The 26325-nt window shown below is 29.5% G+C and carries 31 protein-coding genes and 2 tRNA genes; 16 read left to right on the top strand and 17 right to left on the bottom strand.

Annotated features, from left to right (window positions below):
- Positions 1-33: 33 nt before the first annotated feature.
- From KMP69_RS02200 to KMP69_RS02175, 6 genes are all read left to right on the top strand, one after another.
- The gene (locus KMP69_RS02200; RefSeq protein ID WP_214400331.1) at positions 34-747 is read left to right on the top strand and encodes a phosphatase PAP2 family protein; all 714 of its coding nucleotides are present in this window, start codon (positions 34-36) and stop codon (positions 745-747) included.
- A 34-nt stretch (positions 748-781) separates the two neighbouring features.
- Positions 782-2044: a homoaconitase large subunit gene (hacA, locus tag KMP69_RS02195; RefSeq protein WP_214400330.1), complete on the top strand. Its 1263-nt coding sequence runs from the start codon at positions 782-784 to the stop codon at positions 2042-2044.
- Positions 2045-2145: 101 nt separating this feature from the next.
- Positions 2146-2790 (top strand): CBS domain-containing protein, encoded by a 645-nt coding sequence (locus KMP69_RS02190; protein WP_214400329.1) that lies wholly within the window; start codon positions 2146-2148, stop codon positions 2788-2790.
- Entirely contained in the window at positions 2787-3194 is a 408-nt protein-coding gene (locus KMP69_RS02185; RefSeq protein WP_214400328.1) for an HTH domain-containing protein, read from the top strand. Before KMP69_RS02190 ends, KMP69_RS02185 begins: the two co-directional genes overlap by 4 nt.
- 132 nt (positions 3195-3326) lie before the next feature.
- Positions 3327-3404, top strand: a tRNA-Arg gene (locus KMP69_RS02180).
- Positions 3405-3423: 19 nt separating this feature from the next.
- A tRNA-Glu gene (locus tag KMP69_RS02175) sits at positions 3424-3498 on the top strand.
- A gap of 419 nt (positions 3499-3917) precedes the next feature.
- On the opposite strand, the gene KMP69_RS02170 is transcribed toward KMP69_RS02175, so the two are convergent.
- Both KMP69_RS02170 and leuB read right to left on the bottom strand, forming a co-directional pair.
- Positions 3918-5684 carry a ribosome biogenesis/translation initiation ATPase RLI gene (locus KMP69_RS02170; RefSeq protein ID WP_214400327.1) on the bottom strand — a complete coding sequence of 589 codons (1767 nt, stop codon included), beginning with the start codon at positions 5682-5684 and terminating at the stop codon, positions 3918-3920.
- 120 nt (positions 5685-5804) lie between these two features.
- A complete protein-coding gene (gene leuB, locus KMP69_RS02165) occupies positions 5805-6806 on the bottom strand; it encodes a bifunctional 3-isopropylmalate/3-methylmalate dehydrogenase (RefSeq protein ID WP_214400326.1) in 1002 nt (333 codons plus the stop codon).
- 110 nt (positions 6807-6916) lie between these two features.
- Between leuB and KMP69_RS02160 the strand changes: the two genes are divergently transcribed.
- Positions 6917-8113, top strand: coding sequence for an aspartate aminotransferase family protein (locus KMP69_RS02160; RefSeq protein ID WP_214400325.1), 1197 nt, complete (start codon positions 6917-6919; stop codon positions 8111-8113).
- Positions 8114-8135: 22 nt separating this feature from the next.
- On the opposite strand, the gene KMP69_RS02155 is transcribed toward KMP69_RS02160, so the two are convergent.
- Complete coding sequence (locus KMP69_RS02155; protein WP_214400324.1) at positions 8136-8345, bottom strand: ATP-binding protein; 210 nt, start codon at positions 8343-8345, stop codon at positions 8136-8138.
- An 81-nt stretch (positions 8346-8426) separates the two neighbouring features.
- On the opposite strand from KMP69_RS02155, the gene ptr2 reads away from it, so the two are divergent.
- On the top strand, positions 8427-8849 hold the full coding sequence (gene ptr2 / locus KMP69_RS02150) for an HTH-type transcriptional regulator Ptr2 (protein WP_214400323.1): 423 nt from the start codon (positions 8427-8429) through the stop codon (positions 8847-8849).
- Between the two features lie 11 nt (positions 8850-8860).
- On the opposite strand, the gene KMP69_RS02145 is transcribed toward ptr2, so the two are convergent.
- From KMP69_RS02145 to KMP69_RS02130, 4 genes are all read right to left on the bottom strand, one after another.
- A complete protein-coding gene (locus KMP69_RS02145; protein ID WP_214400322.1) occupies positions 8861-9286 on the bottom strand; it encodes a ferritin-like domain-containing protein in 426 nt (141 codons plus the stop codon).
- A 124-nt stretch (positions 9287-9410) separates the two neighbouring features.
- Positions 9411-9851 carry a bacteriohemerythrin gene (locus tag KMP69_RS02140; protein ID WP_214400321.1) on the bottom strand — a complete coding sequence of 147 codons (441 nt, stop codon included), beginning with the start codon at positions 9849-9851 and terminating at the stop codon, positions 9411-9413.
- Between the two features lie 182 nt (positions 9852-10033).
- Positions 10034-11275 carry an FprA family A-type flavoprotein gene (locus KMP69_RS02135; RefSeq protein ID WP_214400320.1) on the bottom strand — a complete coding sequence of 414 codons (1242 nt, stop codon included), beginning with the start codon at positions 11273-11275 and terminating at the stop codon, positions 10034-10036.
- Positions 11276-11454: 179 nt separating this feature from the next.
- Positions 11455-12405 carry a TIGR01212 family radical SAM protein gene (locus KMP69_RS02130; RefSeq protein ID WP_214400319.1) on the bottom strand — a complete coding sequence of 317 codons (951 nt, stop codon included), beginning with the start codon at positions 12403-12405 and terminating at the stop codon, positions 11455-11457.
- 130 nt (positions 12406-12535) lie between these two features.
- On the opposite strand from KMP69_RS02130, the gene pheS reads away from it, so the two are divergent.
- From pheS to KMP69_RS02105, 5 genes are all read left to right on the top strand, one after another.
- Entirely contained in the window at positions 12536-13978 is a 1443-nt protein-coding gene (pheS, locus tag KMP69_RS02125) for a phenylalanine--tRNA ligase subunit alpha (RefSeq protein ID WP_214400318.1), read from the top strand.
- A 12-nt stretch (positions 13979-13990) separates the two neighbouring features.
- Positions 13991-14461 (top strand): FeGP cofactor biosynthesis guanylyltransferase HcgB family protein, encoded by a 471-nt coding sequence (locus KMP69_RS02120; RefSeq protein ID WP_214400317.1) that lies wholly within the window; start codon positions 13991-13993, stop codon positions 14459-14461.
- 11 nt (positions 14462-14472) lie between these two features.
- Positions 14473-15261, top strand: a complete 789-nt coding sequence (locus KMP69_RS02115) for an SAM-dependent methyltransferase HcgC family protein (RefSeq protein WP_214400316.1) — start codon at positions 14473-14475, stop codon at positions 15259-15261.
- A gap of 116 nt (positions 15262-15377) precedes the next feature.
- Complete coding sequence (gene mdhB, locus KMP69_RS02110; protein WP_214400315.1) at positions 15378-16319, top strand: L-2-hydroxycarboxylate dehydrogenase; 942 nt, start codon at positions 15378-15380, stop codon at positions 16317-16319.
- 25 nt (positions 16320-16344) lie between these two features.
- A complete protein-coding gene (locus KMP69_RS02105; RefSeq protein WP_214400314.1) occupies positions 16345-16776 on the top strand; it encodes a DUF2120 family protein in 432 nt (143 codons plus the stop codon).
- Here the strand turns inward: KMP69_RS02105 and KMP69_RS02100 are convergent.
- Complete coding sequence (locus KMP69_RS02100; RefSeq protein ID WP_214400313.1) at positions 16750-17073, bottom strand: hypothetical protein; 324 nt, start codon at positions 17071-17073, stop codon at positions 16750-16752. The two genes, KMP69_RS02105 and KMP69_RS02100, sit on opposite strands and share 27 nt — an antisense overlap.
- 92 nt (positions 17074-17165) lie before the next feature.
- Positions 17166-18020: a carboxylating nicotinate-nucleotide diphosphorylase gene (nadC, locus tag KMP69_RS02095; protein ID WP_214400312.1), complete on the bottom strand. Its 855-nt coding sequence runs from the start codon at positions 18018-18020 to the stop codon at positions 17166-17168.
- A gap of 118 nt (positions 18021-18138) precedes the next feature.
- On the opposite strand from nadC, the gene KMP69_RS02090 reads away from it, so the two are divergent.
- The 3 genes from KMP69_RS02090 (at position 18139) to KMP69_RS02080 (ending at position 20458) form a co-directional block, all read left to right on the top strand.
- The gene (locus KMP69_RS02090; protein WP_214400311.1) at positions 18139-18540 is read left to right on the top strand and encodes an Rpp14/Pop5 family protein; all 402 of its coding nucleotides are present in this window, start codon (positions 18139-18141) and stop codon (positions 18538-18540) included.
- A gap of 15 nt (positions 18541-18555) precedes the next feature.
- On the top strand, positions 18556-19962 hold the full coding sequence (gene selB, locus KMP69_RS02085) for a selenocysteine-specific translation elongation factor (RefSeq protein ID WP_250543615.1): 1407 nt from the start codon (positions 18556-18558) through the stop codon (positions 19960-19962).
- An 82-nt stretch (positions 19963-20044) separates the two neighbouring features.
- On the top strand, positions 20045-20458 hold the full coding sequence (locus KMP69_RS02080; protein ID WP_250543614.1) for a hypothetical protein: 414 nt from the start codon (positions 20045-20047) through the stop codon (positions 20456-20458).
- On the opposite strand, the gene hjc is transcribed toward KMP69_RS02080, so the two are convergent.
- The 8 genes from hjc to KMP69_RS02040 all read right to left on the bottom strand — a co-directional run bounded on the left by hjc (position 20450) and on the right by KMP69_RS02040 (position 26246).
- Positions 20450-20851 (bottom strand): Holliday junction resolvase Hjc, encoded by a 402-nt coding sequence (hjc, locus tag KMP69_RS02075; RefSeq protein ID WP_214400310.1) that lies wholly within the window; start codon positions 20849-20851, stop codon positions 20450-20452. The two genes, KMP69_RS02080 and hjc, sit on opposite strands and share 9 nt — an antisense overlap.
- Positions 20841-21308 carry a methanogenesis marker 6 protein gene (locus KMP69_RS02070; RefSeq protein WP_214400309.1) on the bottom strand — a complete coding sequence of 156 codons (468 nt, stop codon included), beginning with the start codon at positions 21306-21308 and terminating at the stop codon, positions 20841-20843. Before KMP69_RS02070 ends, hjc begins: the two co-directional genes overlap by 11 nt.
- Before the next feature lie 67 nt (positions 21309-21375).
- Entirely contained in the window at positions 21376-22368 is a 993-nt protein-coding gene (mtnA, locus tag KMP69_RS02065; RefSeq protein ID WP_214400308.1) for an S-methyl-5-thioribose-1-phosphate isomerase, read from the bottom strand.
- 9 nt (positions 22369-22377) lie between these two features.
- On the bottom strand, positions 22378-22962 hold the full coding sequence (locus KMP69_RS02060) for a DUF1847 domain-containing protein (RefSeq protein WP_214400307.1): 585 nt from the start codon (positions 22960-22962) through the stop codon (positions 22378-22380).
- Between the two features lie 147 nt (positions 22963-23109).
- Complete coding sequence (purD, locus tag KMP69_RS02055; RefSeq protein ID WP_214400306.1) at positions 23110-24450, bottom strand: phosphoribosylamine--glycine ligase; 1341 nt, start codon at positions 24448-24450, stop codon at positions 23110-23112.
- A 51-nt stretch (positions 24451-24501) separates the two neighbouring features.
- Complete coding sequence (locus KMP69_RS02050; protein WP_214400305.1) at positions 24502-25002, bottom strand: MJ0936 family phosphodiesterase; 501 nt, start codon at positions 25000-25002, stop codon at positions 24502-24504.
- Complete coding sequence (locus KMP69_RS02045; protein WP_214400304.1) at positions 24980-25639, bottom strand: DUF434 domain-containing protein; 660 nt, start codon at positions 25637-25639, stop codon at positions 24980-24982. Before KMP69_RS02045 ends, KMP69_RS02050 begins: the two co-directional genes overlap by 23 nt.
- The gene (locus KMP69_RS02040) at positions 25620-26246 is read right to left on the bottom strand and encodes a 4Fe-4S binding protein (protein ID WP_214400303.1); all 627 of its coding nucleotides are present in this window, start codon (positions 26244-26246) and stop codon (positions 25620-25622) included. The genes KMP69_RS02045 and KMP69_RS02040 overlap by 20 nt, the downstream gene beginning before the upstream one ends.
- Positions 26247-26325: the final 79 nt, after the last annotated feature.

The raw sequence follows: 26325 nt of genomic DNA, 5'->3' as shown, positions 1-26325 counted from the left end.
TTTATTGTATTTAAAAACTCTTTGGTGATATTTGTGGATAGAAGGATTGTAGTTAGATTGGCAGTATATCCAATTGCCTATATTATGTGGGGTGGCTTAATGTGGTATTCACAAATATTAAAGCCAATAGATGGAACTACTTTATTAATGACTCTCCCTTTATGCAACAGAAATTTTTATTTAATTCTTCAATCATTACCAACAGTTGTTATTGAATTTTTTAAAATAATATATTTATATGGATTTTCTCTTATGATTATTTGTGGTATTGCATACTATTTATTTATAAAAAAGGATTTTTTAAAAAGTGATATTATTTTAATTGATTTAGCACTTGGTTGGTTGTTTGCAGGAATAATATATTCTATTTTTGTTGTTAAATCACCGTTTCAAGTAAATGTTGCTAAAGATTTGGTAGATATGCATTACTTTTGGATATTTACAAAACCAACTTATGAAATTCCCTCATTACATACGGCATATTCATTTCTATTGGCATTACATTTCAAAGATGAGACATATTTAAATTATATTTACTTTACATTGGCTATATTGATTCCTATATCAACTTTAATTTTAGGAATGCATTGGATAGTTGATATAATTACTGGAATCATATACGGCTATTTCATATATAAATTTCCAAAGTTATTTCATAAAAAAATTAGTGATGCATTAGATTTTTTAGCGGGATATATAAAACCCTGTATTTTTTGTGGTAATTGCTCAAATCAAAATAAGAAATAATATAATTACTATATAATTTAAGGGAGGTGATAAATTGACATTAGTGGAGAAGATATTATCAAAAAAAGTTGGTTATAATGTCTATGAAGGAGATAGCATAGAGGTTGAAGTTGATTTGGCAATGACTCATGATGGAACTACTCCATTAGCTTATAAAGCTTTAAAAGAGATGAGCGATAGCGTTTGGAATCCAGATAAAATAGTTGTTGCCTTCGACCACAATGTCCCAGCAAATACAGTTAAAGCTGCTGAAATGCAAAAATTGGCTTTAGAGTTCGTTAAGAGATTTGGCATAAAAAAGTTCCATAAAGGAGGGGAAGGTATTTGTCATCAAATCTTAGCTGAAAATTATGTTTTTCCTAATATGTTTGTAGCTGGTGGAGACAGCCATACATGCACTCATGGAGCTTTTGGAGCTTTTGCCACTGGCTTTGGAGCCACAGACATGGCTTATATTTATGCAACAGGGGAAACATGGATTAAAGTGCCAAAAACTATTAGGGTTGATATTGTTGGAAAAAATGAAAATATTTCTGCTAAAGATATTGTTTTGAGAGTTTGTAAAGAGATAGGTAGGAGAGGAGCTACATACATGGCTATTGAATATGGTGGAGAAGTTGTAAAAAATATGGATATGGATGGGAGATTAACATTATGTAATATGGCAATAGAAATGGGAGGAAAAACAGGAGTTATAGAGGCAGATGAAATAACTTACAACTATTTAAAGAAAGAGAGGAATTTAGGTGATGAAGAAATTGCAAAATTAAAAAAAGAAAGAATAACAGTAAATAGGGAAAAGGAGAGTTATTATAAAGAAATTGAGATTGACATAACAGATATGGAAGAGCAAATAGCAGTTCCACACCATCCTGATAATGTAAAGCCAGTTAGTGAAGTTGAAGGAATTGAAATTGATCAAGTTTTTATAGGTAGTTGTACAAATGGAAGATTGAGTGATTTAAGAGAAGCGGCTAAATACTTAAAGGGTAGGGAGGTTCATAAAGATGTTAAATTAATTATCATTCCTGCATCAAAAAAGGTTTTTATGCAAGCGTTAAAGGAGGGGCTTATTGATATATTTGTTAAAGCTGGAGCAATGATTTGTCCTCCAGGTTGTGGTCCTTGCTTAGGGGCTCATCAAGGAGTTTTAGCTGAGGGGGAAGTTTGTTTATCAACGACAAATAGGAATTTTAGAGGAAGAATGGGACATATAAATAGCTATATTTATTTGGCATCACCAAAAGTTGCTGCAATAAGTGCAATTAAAGGATACATAACTAATAAATTAGATTAAAATAAATTAGATTTCAGTTAAAATTAATTTTAAAAAGATAAAGATAAAAAGATAAAAAGTTCAAATGCTATAATTATTTTTATAAATTTTTCCGTGATACTATGAAAGTTAGAGACTTAATGGACAAGAATTTTGCTAAAATATATATAGATGAGACTGTTGAAGATGCTATAAACTTATTAAAAAAGAAAAAGAGATTTTCTGCTCCTATAGTTGATAAAGAAGATAAATTAGTGGGTTGGATAACTGCTTTGGAGTTGTTAGGGATTTCAGAGAAAGATTTCAAAAAACCAATAACTGAGTTTATGCGTAATAAAGAAGAAGTTATTACTGTTTATGAAGATGATGAGGCAAGAGATGTGGTTTTAAAATTCGTTAAATATAAGGTTGTTAGTATTCCAGTTTTAACAAGAGATGGTAAAGTTGTGGGGATGGTTAGAAACTGTGATGTTGTTAAAACCTTAGCTAAGTTATATGAAATTCCAGTATATAAGATATTTAAGGAATTACACAATCATATTGGAGATATAAGCTGGGAAGAGCTGATGGAAGCAGCAGCAGTTGTAACAAAAAGAATGACTGGAGAGGATATAACGCCAAAAGAGTATGAAGAGAGAATTAAAAAAACTACTTTTGGAAAGGCAATATGGGCTTGTGGAGGTTTGGAAAAATTCTTTGTAGGTCTTATTGAAATAGGAATGGTTGCATTAGCGAGAAGATTGGCAAAGATCAGGGGAGGTAGATGAATATAGAAGAAGAGTTAAAAAAAATTGTAAATAGAAAAGATTACGACTTTTGGGAATTTTTAAAAAAGGCTTATGAAAATAATATAAAGTTAGATATAGGGCATTTTATTCTTTTAAATATTCTTATGGGAGTTAATGAAATATTTAAAAACTTATCTAAGAAATATGGTACAGAAGAGGCTAAAAAAATATTAGAAAAGAATAGAATATTCGCTAAGAACTCAGATTTTGTATCTGGTGAATTTTTAAAAAACTACATTGATAGAAAGAGTAGAGTAGCAGTCCATAACAGAATAAAAGATTTAAAAACACTTGGATTTAAAATAGAGAGTAAATCAGGTCCTTTTGGTGGGTATAAAATAGTTGGTTATCCAGAATGGTTTAAAAATAATAAAGAGTTGTAAATTAGATAAATTCCTTTATCTATTTTAACTTCGTCTTAATTAATTTTTGTTATTAATAATGAAACGAAAAGTATATATAGTAGAAATTTCTATTGTAAGAAATGCTCACTTAATAGATTTAAAAGATTAAGAGGACCCGTAGCCTAGCCTGGATAGGGCACCGGCCTTCTAAGCCGGGGGTCGGGGGTTCAAATCCCCCCGGGTCCGCCATTTTTTTTAATTATAATGTGCTCCGGTGGTGTAGTCCGGCCAATCATGCGGGCCTTTCGAGCCCGCGACCCGGGTTCAAATCCCGGCCGGAGCATTATTTATCTTATTTTATTTGTTTTTTTATTTGTTAATACATTATATATTTGTATAATAATATAAATAAATATATGAATATATAGATTTTTATAATTGTTTCATTATTTTAATCTAATTTCTGTAATTTTTCTTTACACAATTCGGGCAATTTCCTTAAATAGAACATACAAAACAAATTTATACTTTTGTTTCTATAAAACACTATCCAAAAATTTAAATAAGGTTATATTATAACATGGCAGTCCCGATATGTGGGGAAACTAAGCCCGAATGGGTAAGCTGAAGATGTGGTTTCTTTTAAACCCCGATTGCCAGCCAATGAAGTTAGGAGGCTGGAAGGCTCTCTGCTACGATTTGTTCCATTTGTAGCGGAGAACCAGAACGGTATCATCAACCATAGAAGGTATTTCCTTATGGTTATTCATCCAAATAGTAATACTCTCCTTTTTCTTTTTGTAAAATATCTCTTTGACTACCTTCTTTATTAGCTCTTGGTCTTCCAGTTTCTGGATCTCTTCTAAATGTAATTTGCATTTCTTTTAAGAATTTATTTGCTCCTTCCCTCTTATTCATTGGACTACTTCCAATTCCGTATATTCCTGGCTCACCACTAAATACGATAAACCTATCTGAAATATAATCTTGGAATAACATATCGTGATCGACAATAAACATTCCTGCCTCTTTCTCATCTGCCATTCTTCTAATAACCTTTGAAACAGCCAATCTTTGTTCAACATCTAAGAATGCTGAAGGCTCATCTAATAGATAAATATCTGCTTCTCTACTTAAACACGCCGCTATTGCCACTCTCTGTAACTCACCACCAGATAACTCTTTAACATTCCTATCCAATAATTTTTCTAATTGTAAAGGATTAATAATCTCTGATTTATAGTAGGAAGTGTGAATATTAGTTATTGAACTTAATAAATCTTCAACTGTTCCATCATAATCTGGACTTATATACTGTGGCTTGTAAGATACTTTAATTTCACTTTCTTTAGTAACCTCTCCCTCATCTGGTTTAATGACTCCTGCCAACAATTTAATAAATGTTGTCTTTCCAATTCCATTAGGGCCTAAGATACCAATAACTTCTCCTTTGTATATAGTTCCACCACTAACTTCTAATTTAAAACTACCTAAGGTTTTTTTCATTGGTGAATATGTTAATAATACAGGTCTGTTTTTATAATCAATAACTGGTCTTTTTTCAAATATTATTGGCTCCTTTCTAAACTTTATATTTTCCTCTCTTAACTCACCATATAGGTATTCATTTATTCCTACTCTAACGCTCTTAGGTAGTGAAACAATACCATATGCTGAAGGAACCCCATACATTATATGTATATAGTCAGATAAATAATCCAAAACTATTAGGTCGTGCTCAACCACAATAACCTTATTTAACTCCCTTATTAATCTCGCGGCATTGAATCTTTGCCTAATATCTAACCAAGAAGAAGGTTCGTCAAAGAAATATATGTCTCCCTTTCTTAAATATGCAGCGGCTATAGCAACTCTTTGTAATTCTCCCCCTGACAATTGATGTAATTCCCTATCTAAGATATTTTTTAATTCTAACTTCTCAACGACTTCTTCAAATTTTCCTCTTTCATCTATTTTCTTTAACAATTCTCCAACTTTTCCTTTAACAACTTTTGGTAAAATATCAACATATTGAACTTTATGTATTGCCTTTATTTCTTTATTTTTCAACTTCACAAAATATTCCTGCAATTCAGAACCTCTAAAATACTTGATAACATCATCATAATTCGGCTCTTTGTCATCTCTTCCTAAGTTTGGAATTAATTCTCCTGCCAATATTCTTAAAACGGTTGATTTACCTATTCCATTTTGACCAATAATTCCAACTACTCCATCTCTTGGTATAACTAAACCAAACAACTTAAATCTATTTTGCCCATAGGAATGAACTATTTTATCCTCACTCAACTCTTCTGGTAATCCTATGATAGATATTGCTTTAAATGGACATCTCTTAACGCATATTCCACAACCAGAACATAAAACTTCTGATATAATTGGCTTTCCAGTATTTTCATCAATAACTATTGTTTTCTCACCCATTTTAACTCCTGGACAGTATTTAATACACTCCATAGAGCATTTTTTTGGCTGACATCTATCATAGTCAATAATAGCCAATCTCATAAAACCACCTCCAAGAAATAATTTTAATCCAAATTTAAATAGATTTTAAATTTCATATTTTGTTTATTTTAAAAATTTAATGATAGAAAAAAAATAGAATCTAAAAAATAAAATAGAGTATTATTCTCCTCTAACTCTCTTAGCAACTTCCTCTGCCATTTCAAAAGTGTTTAAATCTCCTCCCAAGTCAGGAGTTGTTAAACCTAATGCTAAAACTTCTTCTAATGCTCTCTCTATCCTATCAGCCGCTTCATACTCTCCTAAGTATCTAAGCATTAACACAGCACTTAATATTGTAGCAGTAGGATTTGCTATTTTCTTTCCAGCTATATCTGGGGCTGAACCATGAACTGGCTCAAATAATCCGTGTTCATCTCCAATATTTGCAGAAGGGGCTAAACCTAAACCTCCAACAGTTCCAGCCGCTCCATCTGAGAGAATATCCCCAAATAAATTGGATGTTACTACTACATCAAATGTTTGTGGTTTAGTAATTATATACATGTTCATAGCATCTATATAGCAGTCTTCTGCTTTTATATCTTTATATTCCTCAGATACTTTGTAAAATACTCTCTTAAATAAACCATCAGTTATTTTTAAAACATTTGCTTTATGGGCACAGGTTACTTTTCCTTCTTTACCCATTTTTTTCCTTTCCCTTGCTAAATTAAAGGCAAATCTAAATATTCTCTCACATGCCTTTTCAGTTATAACTCTTGTGGCTGTTGTTATTCCTTCATCAATCTCTGCCTCAATTCCCTTATAAAGCCCTTCAGTATTTTCTCTAACAATAACATAGTCAATATCTGGTCTTAAGCATTTAACTCCTTTGTATGCTTTTACTGGTCTTACATTGGCATATGTATCTAAGATATGCCTTAATTTCACAATAACATCTGCCGCAGTCTCTCCAGCAGCCCCAAATAAAACAGCATCACAATCTAAGGCAGTTTCAATAGTTTCTTCTGGTAATGCTTTTCCAGTTCTTTTATAAACTTCATCTCCTGCTTCTGCATAAACAAACTCAAATGGTAACCCTGTAGCTTCTAAAACCTTTATTGTAGCAGGAATTACCTCCTTACCTATTCCGTCTCCTTCTATAACGCATATTTTATGCATAACTCTCACCAAATTTATTTTTGTGTTGGGATATTAATTATTATATAGCACAATAATGATAAATACCCTACCTAATATAAAAATTTACCAATAAATTTTATGGTGATTAAATGAATGAGAACTGGATAGAATTGGAAAAAAAGTATCATCTTCAAATTTATGGAAGATTACCAGTTGTTTTAGTTGAAGGTAGAGGGATGGAAGTTTATGACATAAATGGAAAGAAATATTATGACTTTTTAGCTGGAATTGGAGTTAATAATGTTGGACACTGTCATCCAAAAGTAGTTGAAGCAATAAAAAAGCAGGCAGAAACATTAATTCATACATCTAACATATATTACACAATTCCACAAATAAAACTTGCTAAAAAATTAGTAGAGTTAAGTGGCTTAGATAAGGCATTTTTTTGCAATAGTGGGGCAGAGGCAAATGAAGGGGCTATAAAGTTTGCGAGAAAGTATGCATCAAAGGTTTTAGGAAAAGATGGTGGAGAAATAATTAGTATGTATAATGCATTTCACGGTAGAACTTTAACAACATTGGCGGCTACTCCAAAACCTAAGTATCAAGAAGGATTTCATCCACTTCCTCAAGGATTTAAGTATGTGCCTTTCAATGACTTAGAAGCGTTAAAAGAAAGTATATCAAATAAAACTTGTGCCATAATAGTAGAGCCAGTTCAAGGAGAAGGAGGGATTAATGTAGCTGACAAAGATTATTTAAAGGGTGTTAGGGATTTATGTGATGATAAAAATATTGTTCTAATTTTTGATGAAGTTCAGTGCGGTATGGGTAGAACTGGAAAAATGTTTGCTTACGAGCATTATGGAGTTAAGCCAGATATAGTAACTTTGGCTAAGGCACTTGGAGGAGGAGTTCCTATTGGGGCTGTAATTTTAAAAGAAGAAATAGGTAAGGCATTAAATTATGGAGACCACGGAACAACTTTTGGGGGAAACCCTTTAGCGTGCTCAGCGGCGTTGGCTTCAGTAGAGGTTATAGAGGAGTTAATTAAGGACAATAAAGTTATAGAAAAAGGAGATTATTTCATTCAAAAACTTAAAAATCTTAAAGAAAAATATGATTTTATAAAGGAGGTTAGAGGTTTAGGTTTAATGATTGGTACTGAACTTGAATTTAACGGTTCTGAAATCGTTAAAAAAATGCTCGAAAGAGGATTTTTAATTAACTGCACATCTGATGTAGTTTTAAGATTCCTACCTCCATTAATAGTAGAAAAAGAGCATATTGATAGTCTAATTGATGCATTAGACGATGTATTTTCCAAAATAGAGCAAAAATAAAATATTAATCTAAATTATTTTATTATTTTTTTGAATTTACCACTTTAACTAATATAGCGTTTGTTGGACATCTACCAGCACAAAATTTGCAGTTGTGACAGTATTCAACATCATAAGCGTAATATTTTCCATTTTCATCTTTTTTCCAAATCAATGGCCCCTTTGGACAAACATCATAACATCTTCCACATCCTATACATTTTTCTTTATTTACTATAATTTCAACAGCCATTTTCATCCTCCAAAATTTTTATATATTTGGTATGTTTATGTTATTAATAAAGTTTATTATTATCCGAAATTCGGTGATACTATGGATGAAAAAGATTTAAAAATTATTGAAATTCTTATGAAAGATGGAAGAAAATCATATACTGATATAGCGAGAGAATTAGGAACAAGTGAAAGTTCCATAAGAAAGAGGGTAAAAAAATTGGAAGAGGAGGGAGTTATTAAAGGATACACTGCCATAATTGACCCTTCAAAAATAGGATACAATGTTGTAGCATTAACAGGTTTTGACACTGAGCCAGATAAATTTTTAAGTGTAGCACATGAACTCTGCAAATTTGAGGAGGTTAAAAAAGTCTTTACATCTACGGGAGACCATATGATAATGGCGGAGATTTGGGCTAAAAATGGAAAAGAATTTTCTGATTTAATTTTTAATAAGATTGGAAAAATTGATGGAATAAAAAAGATTTGTCCAGCCATTATTTTAGAGCAAATAAAATAAATTATATTCGGTTATTTAAAGTATCTTTCTAATATTCCTTTTAACATTTTTGCGTGTCTTGCTTCATCTCTACTTGATTCATCAAAGAAGTCGTGAGCTGGGTCAATTCCTAATTCTTTTGCTTTTGTTGCTGCTGCTTTCTTCTCTTTATTAGCCATACATTCTCCTTTTAACATCATTTCAATATTCTCCTTTAAGTTTTCTGAAATTAATCCATTCATTTCTGCAAAGTGTGCTGCGTGCTGAGCTTCTTCCATCGCAATTCTTATTAAAACTTCAGCAACTTCTGGCAATCCTTCTCTCTGAGCTTGTCTTGCCATAGCTAAGTATAAACCAACTTCTTTACACTCTCCTTCAAAGTTTGCTTGAACTTCTTTCTCTAACTCTGTTCCTTTTGTTACTCCAATTTTGTGTTCATTTATTAACTCCAACTCCATCATCTCACCCGATGTCATTTTTATTAACTTTTTAATTAATTTTTCTATAATTATACTACATAGTCACGATATATAACACTATCGGTTCGAAATTCGTAAAATATTTAATGGATTAGTTAAAATTTTAGTCAATATCCACCATTTCGTCATCTATAACGATACCTTTCTCTTTAAACCACTCTCCATATTTTTTATCTGGTTTTGCTATGTGCATAGTTAGCCAACCTACTAAAAAAGATAAAGCAGTTCTAAAATCATCATCTGAACCATTTTCAATTTTTGGTAGAAGTTTTTCAATAACTATTTTAACGAAAATTTCATGTGTTTTCCTATGTCTTTCTAAGTCAGGATAACCATATTTTTCCATAACCTCCTCTTCGTGTTTGAAGTGTTTTGCAGCATAATTTACAACTCTCCTCTTTAACAATTCTTTTGCTTCCTCTTTTTTTCCTTCCATTAATAATGTATAAATTTCATTTAGTGTTTTTACTAAAAATTTATGCTCATCATCAAATGCTTTAATTCCTGTTTCGAGATCTTTACTCCACTTAATTATTTCTGCCATTTAAATCACCTAATTTTTATTTTTACACATTTGTGTAATTTTTAAATGTAATATCAGTTTTCAAATATTTTAATTACTATTTAAAGTCTGTAATAATTACCATTTAATATCTTAATATATCATATTTAAATATACGAATATACAAAAGCAAAAATTAATAGTTAAAAAGAAAAAGTTAAAAATTATTCAATTTTCAATTCCTTAATCTTCTTAGCTAATTCTTTACCCATATTGTAGCAGTTAGTTAATTCATCTTCTGTTGGAACATAGTATAATTCATACTGGTCGATAACATTAAATCCACAGTTTGCCAACTCTTCAGCAATCTTTTTAACTGCCCCTCCTTCTCCACCCATTGAACCAAAGGTTATAGCCAATCTCTTAAATCCAGTTCTATTAAATTTGAGACCTTTTAAGTAGTATATAATATCTCCAATTGATGGATATGGCTCATCGTAGATTGTTGGAATTCCAAAGAGGACTGCCTTAGCGTCTAATATATCTTTAACTATCTCACTTCTTTCATCGTAGTGCAAGTAATACATTACTACATCAATACCTTCACTCATTAACCCTTCTGCAAATGCATGAGCCATCTTTTGGGTTGAGTAGTGCATTGTGTCATAGACAATAACTGCCTTATCCTTAGCGGCTTTACCAGTAGCAAAGTCCTGATATGCTTTAATAACCTTCATTGGGTCAGTCCATATTTGTCCATGTGATGGAGCAATCATCTTTATTTTATCTAACAATCCTAACTTAATAACTTCGTCAAATTTCTTCAATACGAGTTTTGACAATGGGGTTATTAAGTTTGCGTAGAACTTTTGATTAGCATCCATTAACACATATTCTGGAATATCCTTATCAAATCTCTTATGTGCTGGGAAGCATAAGTGCTGTCCAAATGCATCGTTTGAGAATAATATTCCTCCCTCGTTATAGAAGGTGAACATACTGTCTGGCCAGTGTAATAAAGGAGCCTCTAAGAATGTTAAAGTTTTTCCTCCTAAATCAACAGTATCTAATGATTTAACTACTTTGAAAGGAGCATTTTTTAATGATGGGTAATGCTTTTTAAGACCTTCAACTGCAACTTCAGTACAGTATATTGGTGCTTCTGGGAACTTTTTGTGAATTTCTGGTAAAGCCCCACTGTGGTCTTTTTCAACGTGGTTTTGAACAATTACATCAATTTTAAATTCTCTTCCTTCTTTTTCAAATGCATCCTTTATTCTACCCCACATTTGAGCAGAGGTTCCTGGATATGTGTTGTCTATTAAAGCAACTTTTTCATCTCCAAATACTAAATATGCGTTGTATGTAGTTCCTTTTAATGTGTAACCATGATACATTCTTATATCCCAATCTAAAACCCCCACCCAATATACTCCATCTGCTATTTTTACTGCATCTGCTTTCATAGTATCACCTAAGAATTTATTTTTAATATTAGTATCAATTATTATTTCAATCATCATTATATAATAACTTAACGGTTCGCATTTCGTTCGATTATATTTTTAATAGTTCAAAATTCGAATTATAGATAAATTTATGGTTAACTATAAAAGAATATTACTCTAAACACATAAAAATATAATTATTGCCCATATTTTAATCCCTGCCTACTACCTCTCTTTTTTAACTCTTCAATGACTTTATTCATAATTTTAAATCTATTTAAACTCCACTCTGGGGAAACTTTAAGATTATCTGGAACTTTGTCCTTTGATAATCTTTGAATTAGCACATAAGGGGAAAGATGTTCTAAAAAGTCACAAACTAAATTTACATACTGTTTTTCATCTAAAGTTCTATATTCTCCTTTCCAATAAATTTCTTCTAATTTTGTTCCCTTAACAACTACTAATGGATATATTTTAACTGCATCAATCTCTAATAAAGAGAGAATTTTTGCTGTCTCCATCATTTCATTCCATGTCTCTCTCGGAAGTCCTAAAATAATATGCCCACAAACTTTTATTTTTCTTTTGTGGCATTCTTTTATTGATTTTATAATATCTGAAACTTTATGTCCTCTATTTAATATATCAAGGGTTTTTTGATGAACACTTTGTATTCCTAAGTCTATCCAAATGTCATAACCATTTTCAACATATTCTGCCAAAATATCAAGTTTTTCCTTCTCTAAACAATCTGGTCTTGTTCCTATTGACAATCCAATAACATTATTATAGGATAAACAAAAGTCCCAAATTTCTTTTAATTTTTCAATAGGGGCATAGGTGTTAGTTCCTGGATAAAAATAAATATAAAACTTTTCAAAACCTTTTTTACTTTGATTTATCATCTGTTTTTCAATCTGCTCTTTTAATGGAATTTTTACATCACAGTATTTAACTGATATAGGCCTTCCCATTTCTGAACAAAATATACAGCCACCATTTTTTTTGTGAGGACATCCAAGACCAATATCTACTGGAATCTTAAAAATTTTCTCTTTAAATTTTTTCTTTAAGTAGATTCCATATTGTGCAAATAAATAACCTTCTCTATAAATCTCATCTATAATCTTAATATCGTTCAACATAAAAATCCCTCTATATTAAAGAATTTTGATTTAACTAAAAAATAAAAAATATAACAAAATATAGTTTAATGTTAATGTTGTTAGGTAATAAATATAAAGATATTGTCCTATTATAAGAATGGTGAGAGTTATGGATTTACATATAGATGAAAAAAGGTTATTAAAAATTTTTCAAGAAAAAAATAGAGATGAATTTAGTTTAGAGGGATTAGAAAAATATATGCAAAAAGAAAAAATATTGAGAGTTTCTTTATGGTTAAAAGGTAAGGGATTGGTAGATATTGATGAGAAGGTTAAAAAAATTGTTAATGTAGTTAATGAAGACGATTTCCCAGAGAGAAAGATTGCGAAATATTTAAAAGAAAACAATATAAAGGAAATTGAAATTAAAAAATTAAAAGACATTTTACCAAAAGAAGAAATAAATGCCGCATTAGGAGCCATAAAAAGAAAAAAAATTGCTAAAATCGAAAAAGGGAAAATTATATTTGACAATTTAGATTATAAAGATGTTGAAGAAGAAATATTAAAAAAAATTAAAGAAAATAAATATTTGGATAACTTTAATGAAGAGGAAAAGAAAATAATTGAAATTTTAAAAAAGAGAGGATATGTTGATTTTGACGAAGAAAAAGAAGTAAAGATAAAATTAACTGAAAAAGGTAAAGAATTTATTAAAAAACCAATAGAAATTGAAGAAGAGATTACTCAACTAACGAGAGAGATTATAATAAGTGGAAAATGGAAAAGGGCTTATATAAGACCCTATGATGTAAAAGTTCCTACTAAAGTTGTATATCCTGCTAAGGTTCATCCATTAACGAGGATTATAAGGGAAGTTAAAGAAATTTTATTGGCAATGGGTTTTAAAGAGATTAAAAGTCCTATTGTTGAGACGGAATTCTGGAACTTTGATATGCTCTTTGAACCACAAGACCATCCAGCGAGGGAAATGCAAGATACATTCTTTTTAAAGTATCCTAATGTTGGAGAAATTCCAACTAATTTAATTGATAAAGTTAAGGAAGTCCATGAGAGATGTTGGAAATACAAATTTGATGAAAATGTATCAAAAAGATTAATTTTGAGAACTCACACAACGGCATCATCAATAAGATACCTCGCATCTCTATCAGAGGAGGAGAAAAATAAGCCACATAAAGTATTCTGTATAGATAGAGTATTTAGAAATGAAGCAATAGATTATAAACACCTGCCAGAATTCTATCAATGTGAAGGTATAGTAATGGACGACAATGTTAATTTCAACAACTTAATAGGAATTTTAAAGGAATTTTTAAACAGATTAGGATTTGAAAAAGTTAGATTTAGACCAGCATACTTCCCATTTACCGAGCCATCCTTAGAGGCGGAGGTTTATTTAGAAGGAAAAGGTTGGCTGGAAATATTAGGGGCTGGAATATTTAGACCAGAAGTTTTGGAGCCAATAGGAATAAAAAAACCTGTTTTGGCGTGGGGTATTGGATTTAGTAGATTGGCAATGCTAAAATACAACTTAACAGATATTAGAGAATTACATAAAAATGACCTAAATTGGCTAAGGAGAATTTAAAGGATGATTATGATGGAAGATATTATTAAAGAGGCATACATTGAATCAATTAAAAATATTAGGAAGGGAGATAAAGAGGAAGAGGTAAAAAAAATCCAAGAGAAAATAAAAAAGGCAAAAAAAATCATCGTGGCTACAAACAATCAAAAGAAATTTAAAGTAATAAAAGATATTATGTTAAAAGTTTGTAATGCACAAATAAAGATGATTGATATTGATACAAAATTTGCCGATTTGACAAGAATGCCCGCTTTGTATAAGGGTTTATTAGCTTTAGATACTGAAAAAGCAGATATATACATTTCAAGAGGAAGGTTGGGAGTTCCAGGCTCTGGCTCTATGCTCGTTATATTGGATGAGAAAGGTAGGATTTTAACTGCCTCTTTATCTCCTTCCTCAGTAATCCATAAGGAAAATATAGAAAAAAGAATTAAAGATGAGTTAATTGAAGCGTTAAAAAGAATAGGAATTTCTATAAATTAGAGGTGTTACTTATGCAGTATGGCATAACTGAAACAGTAAAAACAATCTATACAAGGACAAAAGTTATTGATGTAATAAATGAAATTGCTAAGAAGAAATTTAATGCAATTAGAAACTTCTTAGAAGGAGAGGAATTCAAAGAAACTGTAATTATTGGAGTTTATTTGTGGGGAAACTATGTAGCTCATAATTTATTAGAATATTCAGATAAAGTTTATTTAGTGGATATACACGAGTTTATGAAAAATTTTGTCTCAAATGGAAATATAAAATTTTTACATTTAAATGAATTTAAATTAAAGTTGATGAGAAATGAGATAAATCCTGATTTAATTATTGATTTAACTGGGTTAGGAGGAATTGAGCCAGAATTTTTAAGTAAATTTGACCCAGAGGTTTTCATTGTTGAGGATCCAAAAGGGGTTTTTGACGAAGATATTTATGAGACAGACAACACTTATGAAAAGGCAAATATATTCGTTGAAAAGGCAAAAGTTGGAGTTTTAAAAACATATAGAAAGGCAAGAGTTTCAAAAACATCTGGAACTATGACATTAACGATAGATACAATAGTAGATGCCGCAAAGGAAATAATCTCATTAGATGGGGTTCTATATGCTATACCTAATTTAAGATACTATGAGGGTATATTATTCCACGAAAAAGATAGTTATAAATTTTTATCAGAAATTTCTCAGCCTGCTATTACAATTAGCACATTAAATGATGTGTTGGAAGAATCTGAAAAAATACTTTCAAATAATATTAATCTAATACATTCATTTGTTGAAGAACTGTAATATAAATAATTTTAATTTTTAAGTTTTTAATTTCTATTTTCTTAATCTTTTGGTTCTATTTTTATTAGGTTTTCTATTAATTAATTTTTGTAAAAAAATTATAATGAGGGATAACTATGAAAGCTACAATTATAGGAGCTTCTGGTAGAGTAGGAAGTGCTACTGCATTGCTGTTAGCTAAAGAACCATTTATGAAAGATTTAGTTTTAATTGGGAGGGAACATTCCTTAAATAAATTAGAAGGGTTAAAAAGAGATATTTACGATGCATTAGCAGGAACAAGAAGTGATGCTAATATATATGTTGGAAGTGATAATGACTTAAAAATTATCGATGAAAGTGACATTGTTATAATAACGAGTGGAGTTCCTCGTAAAGAGGGAATGAGTAGAATGGATTTAGCAAAAGTAAATGCAAAAATTGTTGGAAAATATGCTAAAAAAATATCTAAAATATGTGACACAAAGATATTCGTTATAACGAATCCCGTAGATGTAATGACATACAAGGCATTAATAGATTCAAAGTTTGACAGAAGTCAAGTTTTTGGTTTGGGAACACACTTAGATTCTTTAAGATTTAAAGTAGCTATAGCTAAATTCTTTGGAGTGCATATAGATGAAGTTAGGACGAGAATTATAGGAGAACACGGAGACAGTATGGTTCCTTTATTGAGTGCCACATCTGTTGGGGGAATTCCTATTGACAAATTTGAAAGATTTAAAGAGTTGCCAATAAACAAAATTATTGAAGATGTTAAAACAAAGGGAGAGCAAATTATCAGATTAAAGGGAGGCTCAGAGTTTGGTCCTGCCGCCGCTATTTTAAATGTAGTTAGATGCATCGTAAATAATGAAAAGAGATTATTAACTCTATCTGCATATGTTGATGGTGAATTTGATGGAATTAAAGATTTATGTATAGGAATTCCAGTAAAAATTGGAAAGAATGGAATTGAGGAAGTTGTAGCAATTGAATTAAGTGAAGATGAGTTAATAGCCTTTAAAAAATCTGCTGAAATTATTAAGAAGTATTGTGAAGAAGTTAAAAACTTATAAAAAAAATTAATTTTGGTGTAAAGATATGTGGAAATCTCAAATAGGAAAATTAATGCATAGTTTAAAGGCATTTAAGGGCTCTAAGCCATTGTTTGAAACTGATGATATGTTAATTGTCAAAGGAGTTTGTAGAGATGAAGAATTTGATAATTATGAAAGTATAAAAGATTATCTAAAAGAAAAGTTAAAAAAAGAAAATTTTGAGATTGTAGAGGATGTAGAGGAAATTGATAAATTTGTAAGTAGAATAAATGAAATATTTAAAGAAAATCCTACATATTTAGATTCCTTTGGTTTTGAAAAGATGAAGGAAAGTTTTGAAATGATAGGATGTGAATGTGATTATGTTATTGCAAAAAAAAGAAATATTATGGTTGGAGTTTGTATGTATTTTGATAAAAAAAGAAAAAATCCAAAATTTGTTGAAGTTTTAGGAGTTCTTTTTCCCAAAATTTAATTTTTTTAAAGGATCATCATCTAAATCATTCAAAGCCTCTTCTAAGAGTTCATTTTCACTGTTTATAATGTTATCAATAAATTCATCAGTAACTTCAAATTTCATACTTTTTAATCTTTTTATGACTTCTTGTTCTTGTTCTATCTTTTCCTGTTGTAGTTTTTTGTAGGTATTTATTGTTTGACCTTTACTTTTGTTTAATAAAAATAATTTTACAATAAGAGCAACAGAAATAAGCCCACTAACTATAAGTATAATTATAAGAGTAGTTCCAGTCATAATACTACCCATTATCATTATTTTTACATTTTAAGGACATATATAGAATTATTATATTAAAAATTACATAGTTTCAATATTATTAGAATAGAAGTATTTAATGTTTTTTACTATTTTTCAACTTCAAGTATATCTAAACTCATATCAACGCTTTTAACTGAGTGTGTTAAAATTCCTAAGGATATTACATCTATATTATATTTTGCATATTCTAAAATATTATTTTCGTTTATGCCTCCACTGACTTCAATAATTGGTCTAAAATTGGTTTTTTTCTCAAAATCATCAATTATTTTTAAAGCTTTTTCAATATCCTCAGGTTTAAAGTTATCAAGCATTATTATATCTGGTTTTTCCTCTAAAGCCTCTTTTAACCCCTCTAAGTTATCTACTTCAACCTCAATCTTTTTTGTAAAACTTACATTTTTTTTAGCTCTTCTAATAGATTCTTTTATTCCTACAATAGCTATGTGATTATCTTTAATTAAAACGCAGTCATCTAACCTAAACCTATGTGTGTCTCCCCCTCCAACATATACAGCATACTTTTGTAAAGGAGATAACAAAGGTAAAGTTTTTCTTGTGCAGGCAATTTTAACATTTTTATTAATTTTTCTAACTTTTTTAATTATGTTATAAGTAGTTGTTGCTATTCCAGAGAGATGCATCAATAAATTTAAGGCAGTTCTTTCTATTGTTAATATTGTTTTTGCATCTCCTTCAAACTCTAATATGTTTCCATAAACCTTATCTCCATCGTTATATAATTTTTTGCATTTTATATTATATTCTTTAAAAAATTCCACAATGAAATCAATTCCACATAAAATACACTCTTCCTTTGCTTTAATAACTCCCTTAACATTTACATCTTCTAAGATTATGCTGTTTGTTGTAATATCTCCAAATCCTACATCGTATTCCAAAGATTTTTTTAAAATTTTTAGTGCATAATCTTTAAGCATAACTTATCCCTCAGCAATATTTTAGAAATATTTTAATATCTTTAATTTTTTAATTCTTAATATTAAACTTTAATTACTTTAATTAATTTTAATTTTAATTAATTTAGTGAGTGATAATATGCTTAAAACACTACCACCAACTTTAAGAGAGAAAAAAAGATACATTGCATTTAAAATAATATATGATGAAGAGTTAAAAGAAGGAGAGGTAGTTAATTTAATTAGAAAAGCTGTTTTAGATTATTATGGAGCTTGGGGAACATCTAAAGCAAATCCTTGGCTCGTATATTATGAATTTCCATATGGTATTTTAAGATGCCAAAGGGATAATGTTGATTATGTAAAGAGTTCTTTAATTTTAGCTAGAGAATTTAAAAATAAACCAATAAACATTATTTGTTTAGGAGTTTCTGGAACAATAAGAAAGGCAAAAATTAAATTTTTAGGTATAAAAAATCCAAAGAGGTGGTTTATAATTAAAAGAGAGAAATTAAAATCTAAGAAACAAAATAAATCATAATTGGGGCGTGGTAATATGGAAAATAAAAAAATGATAAATGTAAATGTTGGTTTGTTTGGACATATAGATCACGGGAAAACAGAATTAGCGAGACAATTAACTGAGATTATATCAACATCTGCATTAGATAAACCAAAGGAATCTCAAAAAAGAGGGATTACTATTGACTTAGGATTTTCCTCTTTTATATTGGATAATTATAGAATAACTCTTGTAGATGCTCCGGGACATTCTGAATTAATAAGAACAGCAGTTGGGGCTGGAAATATTATAGATGTTGCCTTATTGGTGGTAGATGCTAAAGAAGGGCCAAAGACACAGACGGGAGAACATCTTTTAGTTTTGGATTTGTTGAATATTCCAACAATAGTTGTTATAAATAAAATAGATATTGCCTCAGAAGAGGAAATTAAAAGAACTGAAACATTTATGAGACAAATATTAAACTCTACGACAAATTTAAAGGATTCTAAGATAGTTAAAATCTCAGCAAAAACTGGAAAAAATATTGATATATTAAAAAAAGAACTTAAAAATTTGTTAGATAGTATAAATATTAAAAGAGATATTGACAGTTATTTAAAAATGCCTATCGATCACGCTTTTAAAATAAAAGGAGTTGGAACAGTCGTCGCTGGAACAATTCACAAAGGAAAGGTAAAGGTTGGAGATACTTTAAGAGTTTTGCCAATAAATCACGAGGTTAAAGTTAAAAGCATACAGTGCTTTAAAGAGGATGTTGATGAGGCTTATGCTGGAGATAGAGTAGGAATATCTTTGATGAATATAGAGCCAGAGAGTTTGTTTAGAGGTTGTATATTGACAGATGAAAATACAAAATTAAAAGTTATTGATAAGTTTGTGGCAAAAGTAAAGATTTTAAATTTATTTAAATATAATTTAACTCCAAAAATGAAGGTTCATATAAATGTTGGTTTATTAACAGTTCCTGCAACTATAATTCCATACAAAATAGAAAAAATTAATGATAAAGAGGAGCCAATAGTTTTAAATGAAATTGTAGGAGGAGATTCTTGCTATTGCATATTTAAGTTAGATAAAAAGATAGTTGTTGAGGAAGGGGATAAAGTTTTAATAATGAGGTTAGATTTGCCCCCAAACACTTTAAGAATTTGTGGATTTGGTGAAGTTGTTAGCTTTGAAGATGTTGAAGTTAAAAAATTAGTTGTAAAAGAAGGAAAAATTGTTAAAAAGAAAGATAAAATTTACATTGAGGGTTTGGCAAAATCTAAAGCTTCAGGAGAAAAACTTATTGGAGAAAAAGTTTATGTTCCAGATAAAAAAATTTGGGGAGTTATAAAAGGGACTTTTGGGACTAAAGGTTACTTAATTGCTGAATTTGATGGAAATGTTGAAGGAGGAGAGAGTGTAATTTTAAAAAGGGTTAGAAAGTGGGGATAAAAATTAGGTTAAGGATTATATATAAAATTAACAAAAATTTTTATTTAACCAAATTTGAGTTATTAAAAGTCTGGTGAGAACTGTGGATATTGTTAATTTACCTTACAAAAAGTTTGGAATAGAGTTTGATGGTAAACATGTAGTTCTTAAAATGCTATATAGGGATGTTAAAGAAAGTATAAAGATGAATCTTGAGTCTTTGGCTTTATTAAAAATTTTGTTAGAGCAAAGTGTAATAGTAGCTGAAAAAATTAATAAGAAATTTAAAAAAGATAAAATTAAAGTTTATAAGATTAAAGATATAGGAACGGTTTTTGGTATCGATGGAAGAGTGTCTATAGGAGTATTACCAGCCGATGAGAATAGAATAGCTTCAATTCTTATAGGTTTTCACAAAGATGACAAACATGTATCTATTGTATTAAAACCAAAAAAAATAGCGTTGTTATGTATTGTTATATCAAAAATTATAAGTGAAAATTTAAAATTAAGTTAAGTCATCTATTTTTAGCTGTTTATCTTTTTCAATAACTTCGTAAAAATCTACTGCAATAATTTTTATTTTTTTATCAATTAGGTAGTTTTTTCCGTTGGTAGATAAGTTATAAGGATTTACAAATAAAATTTCTCCATTGAGCTTTATTGCTAAAAAAGGAGTTCCACCAAAAGTTTTTGAAAAATTAATAAGTTTATCTACATTCTCTTTACTTACATATAATTTCTCTTTTGATGAATATTTACACTCAAATATTAAAATTTTTCCATTTTTTCCAGCTATTAAATCAACTCCCTTACTTCCAGCACTTCTAATGACTGCAAATCCCTCCTTTTCTAAAAGTTTTTTTAATTCTCTTTCAAAAGAACTACCTTTTCTATATTTACGCCTCATTTTTAATCCCTAATACCTTATCAATGACTTCCTTAAACTTTTCAACTGGTAGTTTGGAGTTTTTCTCCATTAATATATTCTCTTTCTCTAATATTTCATCCATTGGCTTTAATCCCTCTTTTTCAATTTTATCTAATGCTAAGCCAATTTTATCTAAAACTGCCTGCTCAGCCTCTAACTGATGGAAGCCTTCTCTTGGACCTCCTCCTCTAAAAGCTCTACATCTTCTTTTATCCCAAATAGGATACCCTCTATCCTTACAAAATATTCTATTTTTTTCAAAATTTCTAATTTCTTGAGATACTTTATCAACTAAATCTTCTTCTCCTTCAATGTATGCTCCAAAGCACGTTTCTTTAACCACAATAGGCAAATTTAACGAATTTATATATCTTACTAATTTTCCTGGAGTAGTTAATGCATTTTCAGCCAAAACAATAACCTTTGTTTTTTTCATTATTTCACCAATTTTAAAAATATCCTATTATATATTATTACACCTTTATAGCATATATATCTATCTATTAATAAAGCTTTAAAATATCTTCTTTTTTTGGTTTTATTATACCTTTTTCAGTAATTATTGCAGTTATTAAATCTGGAGGTGTCTTATCAAAAGCATAGTTGTAGCAACCAACACCTTCAGGAATTATTCTAACTCCATCAATATATGCTACTTCTCTTTCATCTCTCTCTTCAATAATAACATCTTTTTCAGAACTTTTTAAATCAAATGTTGATAAAGGAGCAGCTACATAGAAAGGAATTCCATGATATTTAGCTAAAACTGCCAAACTATATGTTCCTATTTTGTTATATACAGTTCCATCTACCAAGATTCTATCTGCTCCAACTATAATTTTATCAATCTCACCCTTTTGCATTAAAAATCCAGCAGTATTATCAGTAATAACTTTAACTGGAATTCCTTCATAATTTAACTCAAAGGCTGTTAATTTAGCCCCTTGCAATCTTGGTCTTGTTTCATCTGCAATAACTTTAATTTTTTTTCCATTGTAATATGCAAATCTAATAACACTCAATGCTGTTCCATATGCAGAAGTTGCTAAAGCCCCAGCATTACAGTGAGTTAAAATAGTATCTCCATCTTCTATAAGTTTTTCTCCAATCATTCCAATTTTTTTGCAGGTTTCTATATCTTCTTCATGAATTTTTTTTGCCTCATCCAATATAGACCTTCCTTCATTATATGCCTTTAAACATCTATCCAATGCCCAAAATAGATTAACTGCAGTAGGTCTTGTATTCTTTAAGATGTTGTATGCCTTATAGATATCATCTCCTCTAATTTCAGCTAAAGCCAATCCATAAGCTGCAGAGACTCCAATAGCAGGAGCTCCTCTAACAACCATATCTTTTATTGCATAGGCAACATCTTTATAATTTTTGCAGATAAAATATTCTAATTCGTTTGGAAGCTTCCTTTGGTCTATTAAAATTAGCTCTTTTTTATCATCATCCCATATTATTGGTCTTAAATCTTTCATTTTTTTCATTCTATCACACTAAGATTTTAAATTTTTTAACTTTTTTAAATAGTATTTGCTATATAAAGCCCCTGCTGGATTATGAGATAAAACTCTATCTTTAACAATAAATGTTGTCGTTGGAGCTTTTGAATATTTTTGAAATAAAATGTCGTGCCCTATACACAAACCTACAATAATATTTAAATCAGTCCCAATCTCATTTAAAATTTTAGCCTGTCCTATGGGATTGCACATAGCCTCTTTATTATTATTGTTAATTTTCTTTAATTTTAAAATATCTTTATCAATTCCGCAAACTTTACAACAAACTGAATAAACATCAAAATGTTGTGATAAAATCTCATCCAATATTTTTGCTTCATTTTCTAAACCTATGCAAAATGCTATGCCAATCTTTTTATAATCCATAAGTTTGCAAAATTCTATAATCTCCTCTAATCTTGTTATTTTCATATAGTATATAGCCTCTATATAAGAAGAAACTTCAGCTATTTTTAAATTTTCTTTTTTGTTGTATTCTTCCAAAATTTCTTCAGTTATATCCTTTCTGCAGTTTTTTCCAGTATAACAAAGTTTTTTAATACATTTTGAACACTTCATACTAAACACCAAACCTTTTTATTATTCTTAAAATTAGTAATCCTAAAAAGATGCTTAAAAATTAAAAGAAAAAATAGAAACTTAGAACATTTCAAACTTTATAGATAATATTAAGGATTTAGACATAAAAAAATTAGAGAACTAATGTTAGAATCCTCTCAACTGTCTCATAGTTTCAATTCTCTTTTTAATTAACTCTTTTTTACCTATATCGCTTCTGTGATATACTTCTCCTTTAATATACTTTGTTGCCTCTTCAGCAATCTTTTCAGCCTCTTCAATTGTATTAGCAACTCCTATGACAGCAACAGCTCTTGAACCAGTCATATATATAGTTCCATTTTCCTCATTAACTGATGCATAGTGTAATATTGCTCCTAACTTTTCAATTGATTCTTCATCTACTGTTATTGGTTCTCCTTTTACTGGATTGTCAGGATAACCCTTAGGAACAACATATTTGCAAACAGTTGCTTTATTTTCAAATTCAACATCTACATTTTTGAGTTTTTTATTGACTATTGCATCACAAATTTCTAAGAAGTCATTTTTTAATATTGCCAATATATTCATTGCCTCAGGATCTCCAAATCTTGCGTTGTATTCAATAATCTTAGGCCCATCCTTAGTTAGCATAAACTGTCCATATAGAATTCCTTTGTATCCACCAACTTCTTCTTTTAATGCCTTAACAGTTCCTTCCATAATCTCTTTTGCCAATTTTACATCTTCCTCTGTCATGAATGGTAAATTATGATCTGGGCATGAGTAAGAACCCATACCTCCAGTTATACTACCTTTATCTCCCTCCAATGCATGTGGATGATCTTGAACAAATGGGGTGAATTTTATACTGTCAATATCAACAAATCCGTGTAATGTAAATTCAACCCCTTCTAACTTTTCCTCAATTAAAACCTTTCCTCCTCCTAATCCTGTCTCAAAAATCTCCTTAGCATATTTTTTTGCTTCCTCATTGTCTTTTAATTGCTCTCCCACGACTTTAACTCCTTTTCCTCCAGTTAATCCAACTGGTTTAACAACTGCCTTTATTCCTTTTTCAGTAAGTTCATCTATAAAACTCTCTAACTCTTCTCCATACTCTTCAAAAGCTTTAAACATTAAAGAACCTTTTATATTATATTTTTTTAATAAATTTCTCATAAATTCTTTGTTTGTTTCTATTTGAGCCGCTACTTTTTTTGGGCCAACAGTTGGAATACCCATATCCTCTAATAGATCAACAACTCCTGCCTCTAATGGAGCCTCTGGACCTACAACTGCTAAATCTGGCTTAACTTTTTCAGTAAATGATTTAACTTCATTTAAATCAGTTTCTTTTGCTAATTTAATCTCTTCTGATAATCTTGCAATTCCTGGGTTTTTATTTTTCATTAAAGTGTATAATTTAACTTCATCATTCTTTTTTAGTGTATATGCTATAGCACTCTCTCTTGCTCCTCCTCCTATTAACAGAACTCTAACCATCATTTTCACCCATATTTTTATTTTTAATTTTTTAACTTTTTATTTTTATTATTATTCTATTATTATTTCTTTATATTCTTTTTTCTCTGTATCTAAAATTCCAATTGTGGCGATATCTGTTAAATATCCACAGCACTCTCCAGGATTTATAACTAAAACATTATTAACCTCCTTAAAAACTCTTTCGTGGGTATGCCCATAGATAACAACATCATACAAACCAGAGTCTATAGCCAAATCTAAGACAGATTTATGATGTCCATGAGTTATAAAAAATTTTAACCCATCAATTTCAATTGATACGAAATCATCAATAATATTATCTTCATTAATCTCTTTTAACCATTCTTTTAATTTACATCTCTCTCCATCGTTATTTCCATATGTTGCTATTATATTGGCATCTAAATTTTCAAACTCCTTTATGACAAACAAACTAACAAAATCTCCACAGTGTATTACTGTCTCAACATTTTCCTTGTTAAATATCTCTATTGCCTTTCTTATGTTAGGTAGATAGTCGTGAGTATCACTCATTATTCCAATTTTCATTTTCTCCCCTTTTCTGATTTTTTAAATATTCGATAGCCTCTGCTACTAAATCAACAATATATTTAACATTCTTACTTTTAATTATTACACTATCTGATGTTGCCACTATTTCTTTATTTTTAAGAATATAGTCACAGTTTTTAACACAATGGACTTCTCCAACTATATTATAATCTTTCATTTTTTCTCTAATATTTTTTGCTAACATCCCACTTTTTGACACTTGGGCATCTAAATAAATTATTGGCTTTATATCATACTCTTTAAGAATTTTTAATAATAAAGATATTGCTTTAATGGAGTATTCATTTATTATATATTTACCATAAACTTTTTCAAAGTCTCTATATATATTATCATCACACAAAACAACTTTATTTCCTTTAATTAAAGCCTCTAAACCTATAAGGACATTAAATCCATCAATATATAGTGTTTTCCCTTTTATATCAGATAATCTTTTTAATTTACTTTTTGTTATTTTAATCTCCTCATCCGTGTGAGTAGTTCTAATAATTCTAAGTCTATCTTCTTTACTCAACTTGTAATGATTAGCAACAAAATTTAATGCAACATCTTTTTTATATCCCCTATTTATTAAATACCTAAAATCTTCTTTAGCCTTCTCTATGCTCATTATTTCCCCTAATTGGACAGACTTCTTCACATTCTCTACAGAATATACAACTGTCAATATCTACCTTTATAACTAAAGAATTTACATACTCATCTGGCGTTAAAATTGCCTGTAAAGGACATCTATCAATGCATTTTAAACATAGTTTGCATTTTTCTGGATCAATTTCTTTATTTAATACATCTATTGCCTCACAATCACATAAACCACAACTGTTACATCTATCTTTTAAAATTACTGGTGTCTTTGGTTTTGGAATGTCTTTTTTGATTATTGGAATGGGACAAAATAATACACATATTCCACATTTCATACATTTACTTTCATCTATTGTAAATCTATCTTTTATTATAGCGTTATTGGGGCATATTTCTAAGCAAGTTCCACAAACAGAGCATATTGTCTCTCTAAAATCAAATATTTTTATAGCATTGGTCGGACATTTACTTACACAGAGTCCACAACCAATACACTCAACTAACTGAATTGGCTTAGTTTTGGATGGCTTTGAAAATATATCCTTATTTTTATTCGATAAATAGATCATTTTGATAATATTTTTTATAATCCCTACTCCTTTTATAATCTTATAAAATTCTTCTTCCATATTACTCACATTTAAAACTTTTAAAATTTAATTAAAATATTAAGAATATTTAAATTTATCAATTAATTTGTCTAAAATA

The sequence above is a fragment of the Methanocaldococcus lauensis genome, from assembly GCF_902827225.1.
In the GTDB taxonomy this organism is placed as follows: domain Archaea; phylum AGJL01; class Methanococci; order Methanococcales; family Methanocaldococcaceae; genus Methanocaldococcus; species Methanocaldococcus lauensis.
This window is presented reverse-complemented; position numbering and strand designations above follow the sequence as displayed.

Coding starts and splice junctions, on each gene's coding strand:
- KMP69_RS02045 (WP_214400304.1), bottom strand. CDS start 25,639: ATGAGCATAGAGAAGGCTAAAGAAGATTTTAGGTATTTAATAAATAGG.
- KMP69_RS02135 (WP_214400320.1), bottom strand. CDS start 11,275: ATGAAAGCAGATGCAGTAAAAATAGCAGATGGAGTATATTGGGTGGGG.
- KMP69_RS02170 (WP_214400327.1), bottom strand. CDS start 5,684: ATGAGATTGGCTATTATTGACTATGATAGATGTCAGCCAAAAAAATGC.
- KMP69_RS02090 (WP_214400311.1), top strand. CDS start 18,139: ATGCTTAAAACACTACCACCAACTTTAAGAGAGAAAAAAAGATACATT.
- mdhB (WP_214400315.1), top strand. CDS start 15,378: ATGAAAGCTACAATTATAGGAGCTTCTGGTAGAGTAGGAAGTGCTACT.
- KMP69_RS02070 (WP_214400309.1), bottom strand. CDS start 21,308: ATGAAAAAAACAAAGGTTATTGTTTTGGCTGAAAATGCATTAACTACT.
- pheS (WP_214400318.1), top strand. CDS start 12,536: ATGGATTTACATATAGATGAAAAAAGGTTATTAAAAATTTTTCAAGAA.
- selB (WP_250543615.1), top strand. CDS start 18,556: ATGGAAAATAAAAAAATGATAAATGTAAATGTTGGTTTGTTTGGACAT.
- KMP69_RS02040 (WP_214400303.1), bottom strand. CDS start 26,246: ATGGAAGAAGAATTTTATAAGATTATAAAAGGAGTAGGGATTATAAAA.
- KMP69_RS02130 (WP_214400319.1), bottom strand. CDS start 12,405: ATGTTGAACGATATTAAGATTATAGATGAGATTTATAGAGAAGGTTAT.
- KMP69_RS02140 (WP_214400321.1), bottom strand. CDS start 9,851: ATGGCAGAAATAATTAAGTGGAGTAAAGATCTCGAAACAGGAATTAAA.
- KMP69_RS02105 (WP_214400314.1), top strand. CDS start 16,345: ATGTGGAAATCTCAAATAGGAAAATTAATGCATAGTTTAAAGGCATTT.
- KMP69_RS02185 (WP_214400328.1), top strand. CDS start 2,787: ATGAATATAGAAGAAGAGTTAAAAAAAATTGTAAATAGAAAAGATTAC.
- purD (WP_214400306.1), bottom strand. CDS start 24,450: ATGGTTAGAGTTCTGTTAATAGGAGGAGGAGCAAGAGAGAGTGCTATA.
- KMP69_RS02100 (WP_214400313.1), bottom strand. CDS start 17,073: ATGATAATGGGTAGTATTATGACTGGAACTACTCTTATAATTATACTT.
- KMP69_RS02160 (WP_214400325.1), top strand. CDS start 6,917: ATGAATGAGAACTGGATAGAATTGGAAAAAAAGTATCATCTTCAAATT.
- KMP69_RS02120 (WP_214400317.1), top strand. CDS start 13,991: ATGGAAGATATTATTAAAGAGGCATACATTGAATCAATTAAAAATATT.
- mtnA (WP_214400308.1), bottom strand. CDS start 22,368: ATGAAAAAAATGAAAGATTTAAGACCAATAATATGGGATGATGATAAA.
- ptr2 (WP_214400323.1), top strand. CDS start 8,427: ATGGATGAAAAAGATTTAAAAATTATTGAAATTCTTATGAAAGATGGA.
- KMP69_RS02050 (WP_214400305.1), bottom strand. CDS start 25,002: ATGAAAATTGGAATAATGAGTGATACTCACGACTATCTACCTAACATA.
- KMP69_RS02155 (WP_214400324.1), bottom strand. CDS start 8,345: ATGGCTGTTGAAATTATAGTAAATAAAGAAAAATGTATAGGATGTGGA.
- leuB (WP_214400326.1), bottom strand. CDS start 6,806: ATGCATAAAATATGCGTTATAGAAGGAGACGGAATAGGTAAGGAGGTA.
- nadC (WP_214400312.1), bottom strand. CDS start 18,020: ATGCTTAAAGATTATGCACTAAAAATTTTAAAAAAATCTTTGGAATAC.
- hjc (WP_214400310.1), bottom strand. CDS start 20,851: ATGAGGCGTAAATATAGAAAAGGTAGTTCTTTTGAAAGAGAATTAAAA.
- KMP69_RS02190 (WP_214400329.1), top strand. CDS start 2,146: ATGAAAGTTAGAGACTTAATGGACAAGAATTTTGCTAAAATATATATA.
- KMP69_RS02115 (WP_214400316.1), top strand. CDS start 14,473: ATGCAGTATGGCATAACTGAAACAGTAAAAACAATCTATACAAGGACA.
- KMP69_RS02145 (WP_214400322.1), bottom strand. CDS start 9,286: ATGGAGTTGGAGTTAATAAATGAACACAAAATTGGAGTAACAAAAGGA.
- KMP69_RS02060 (WP_214400307.1), bottom strand. CDS start 22,962: ATGAAGTGTTCAAAATGTATTAAAAAACTTTGTTATACTGGAAAAAAC.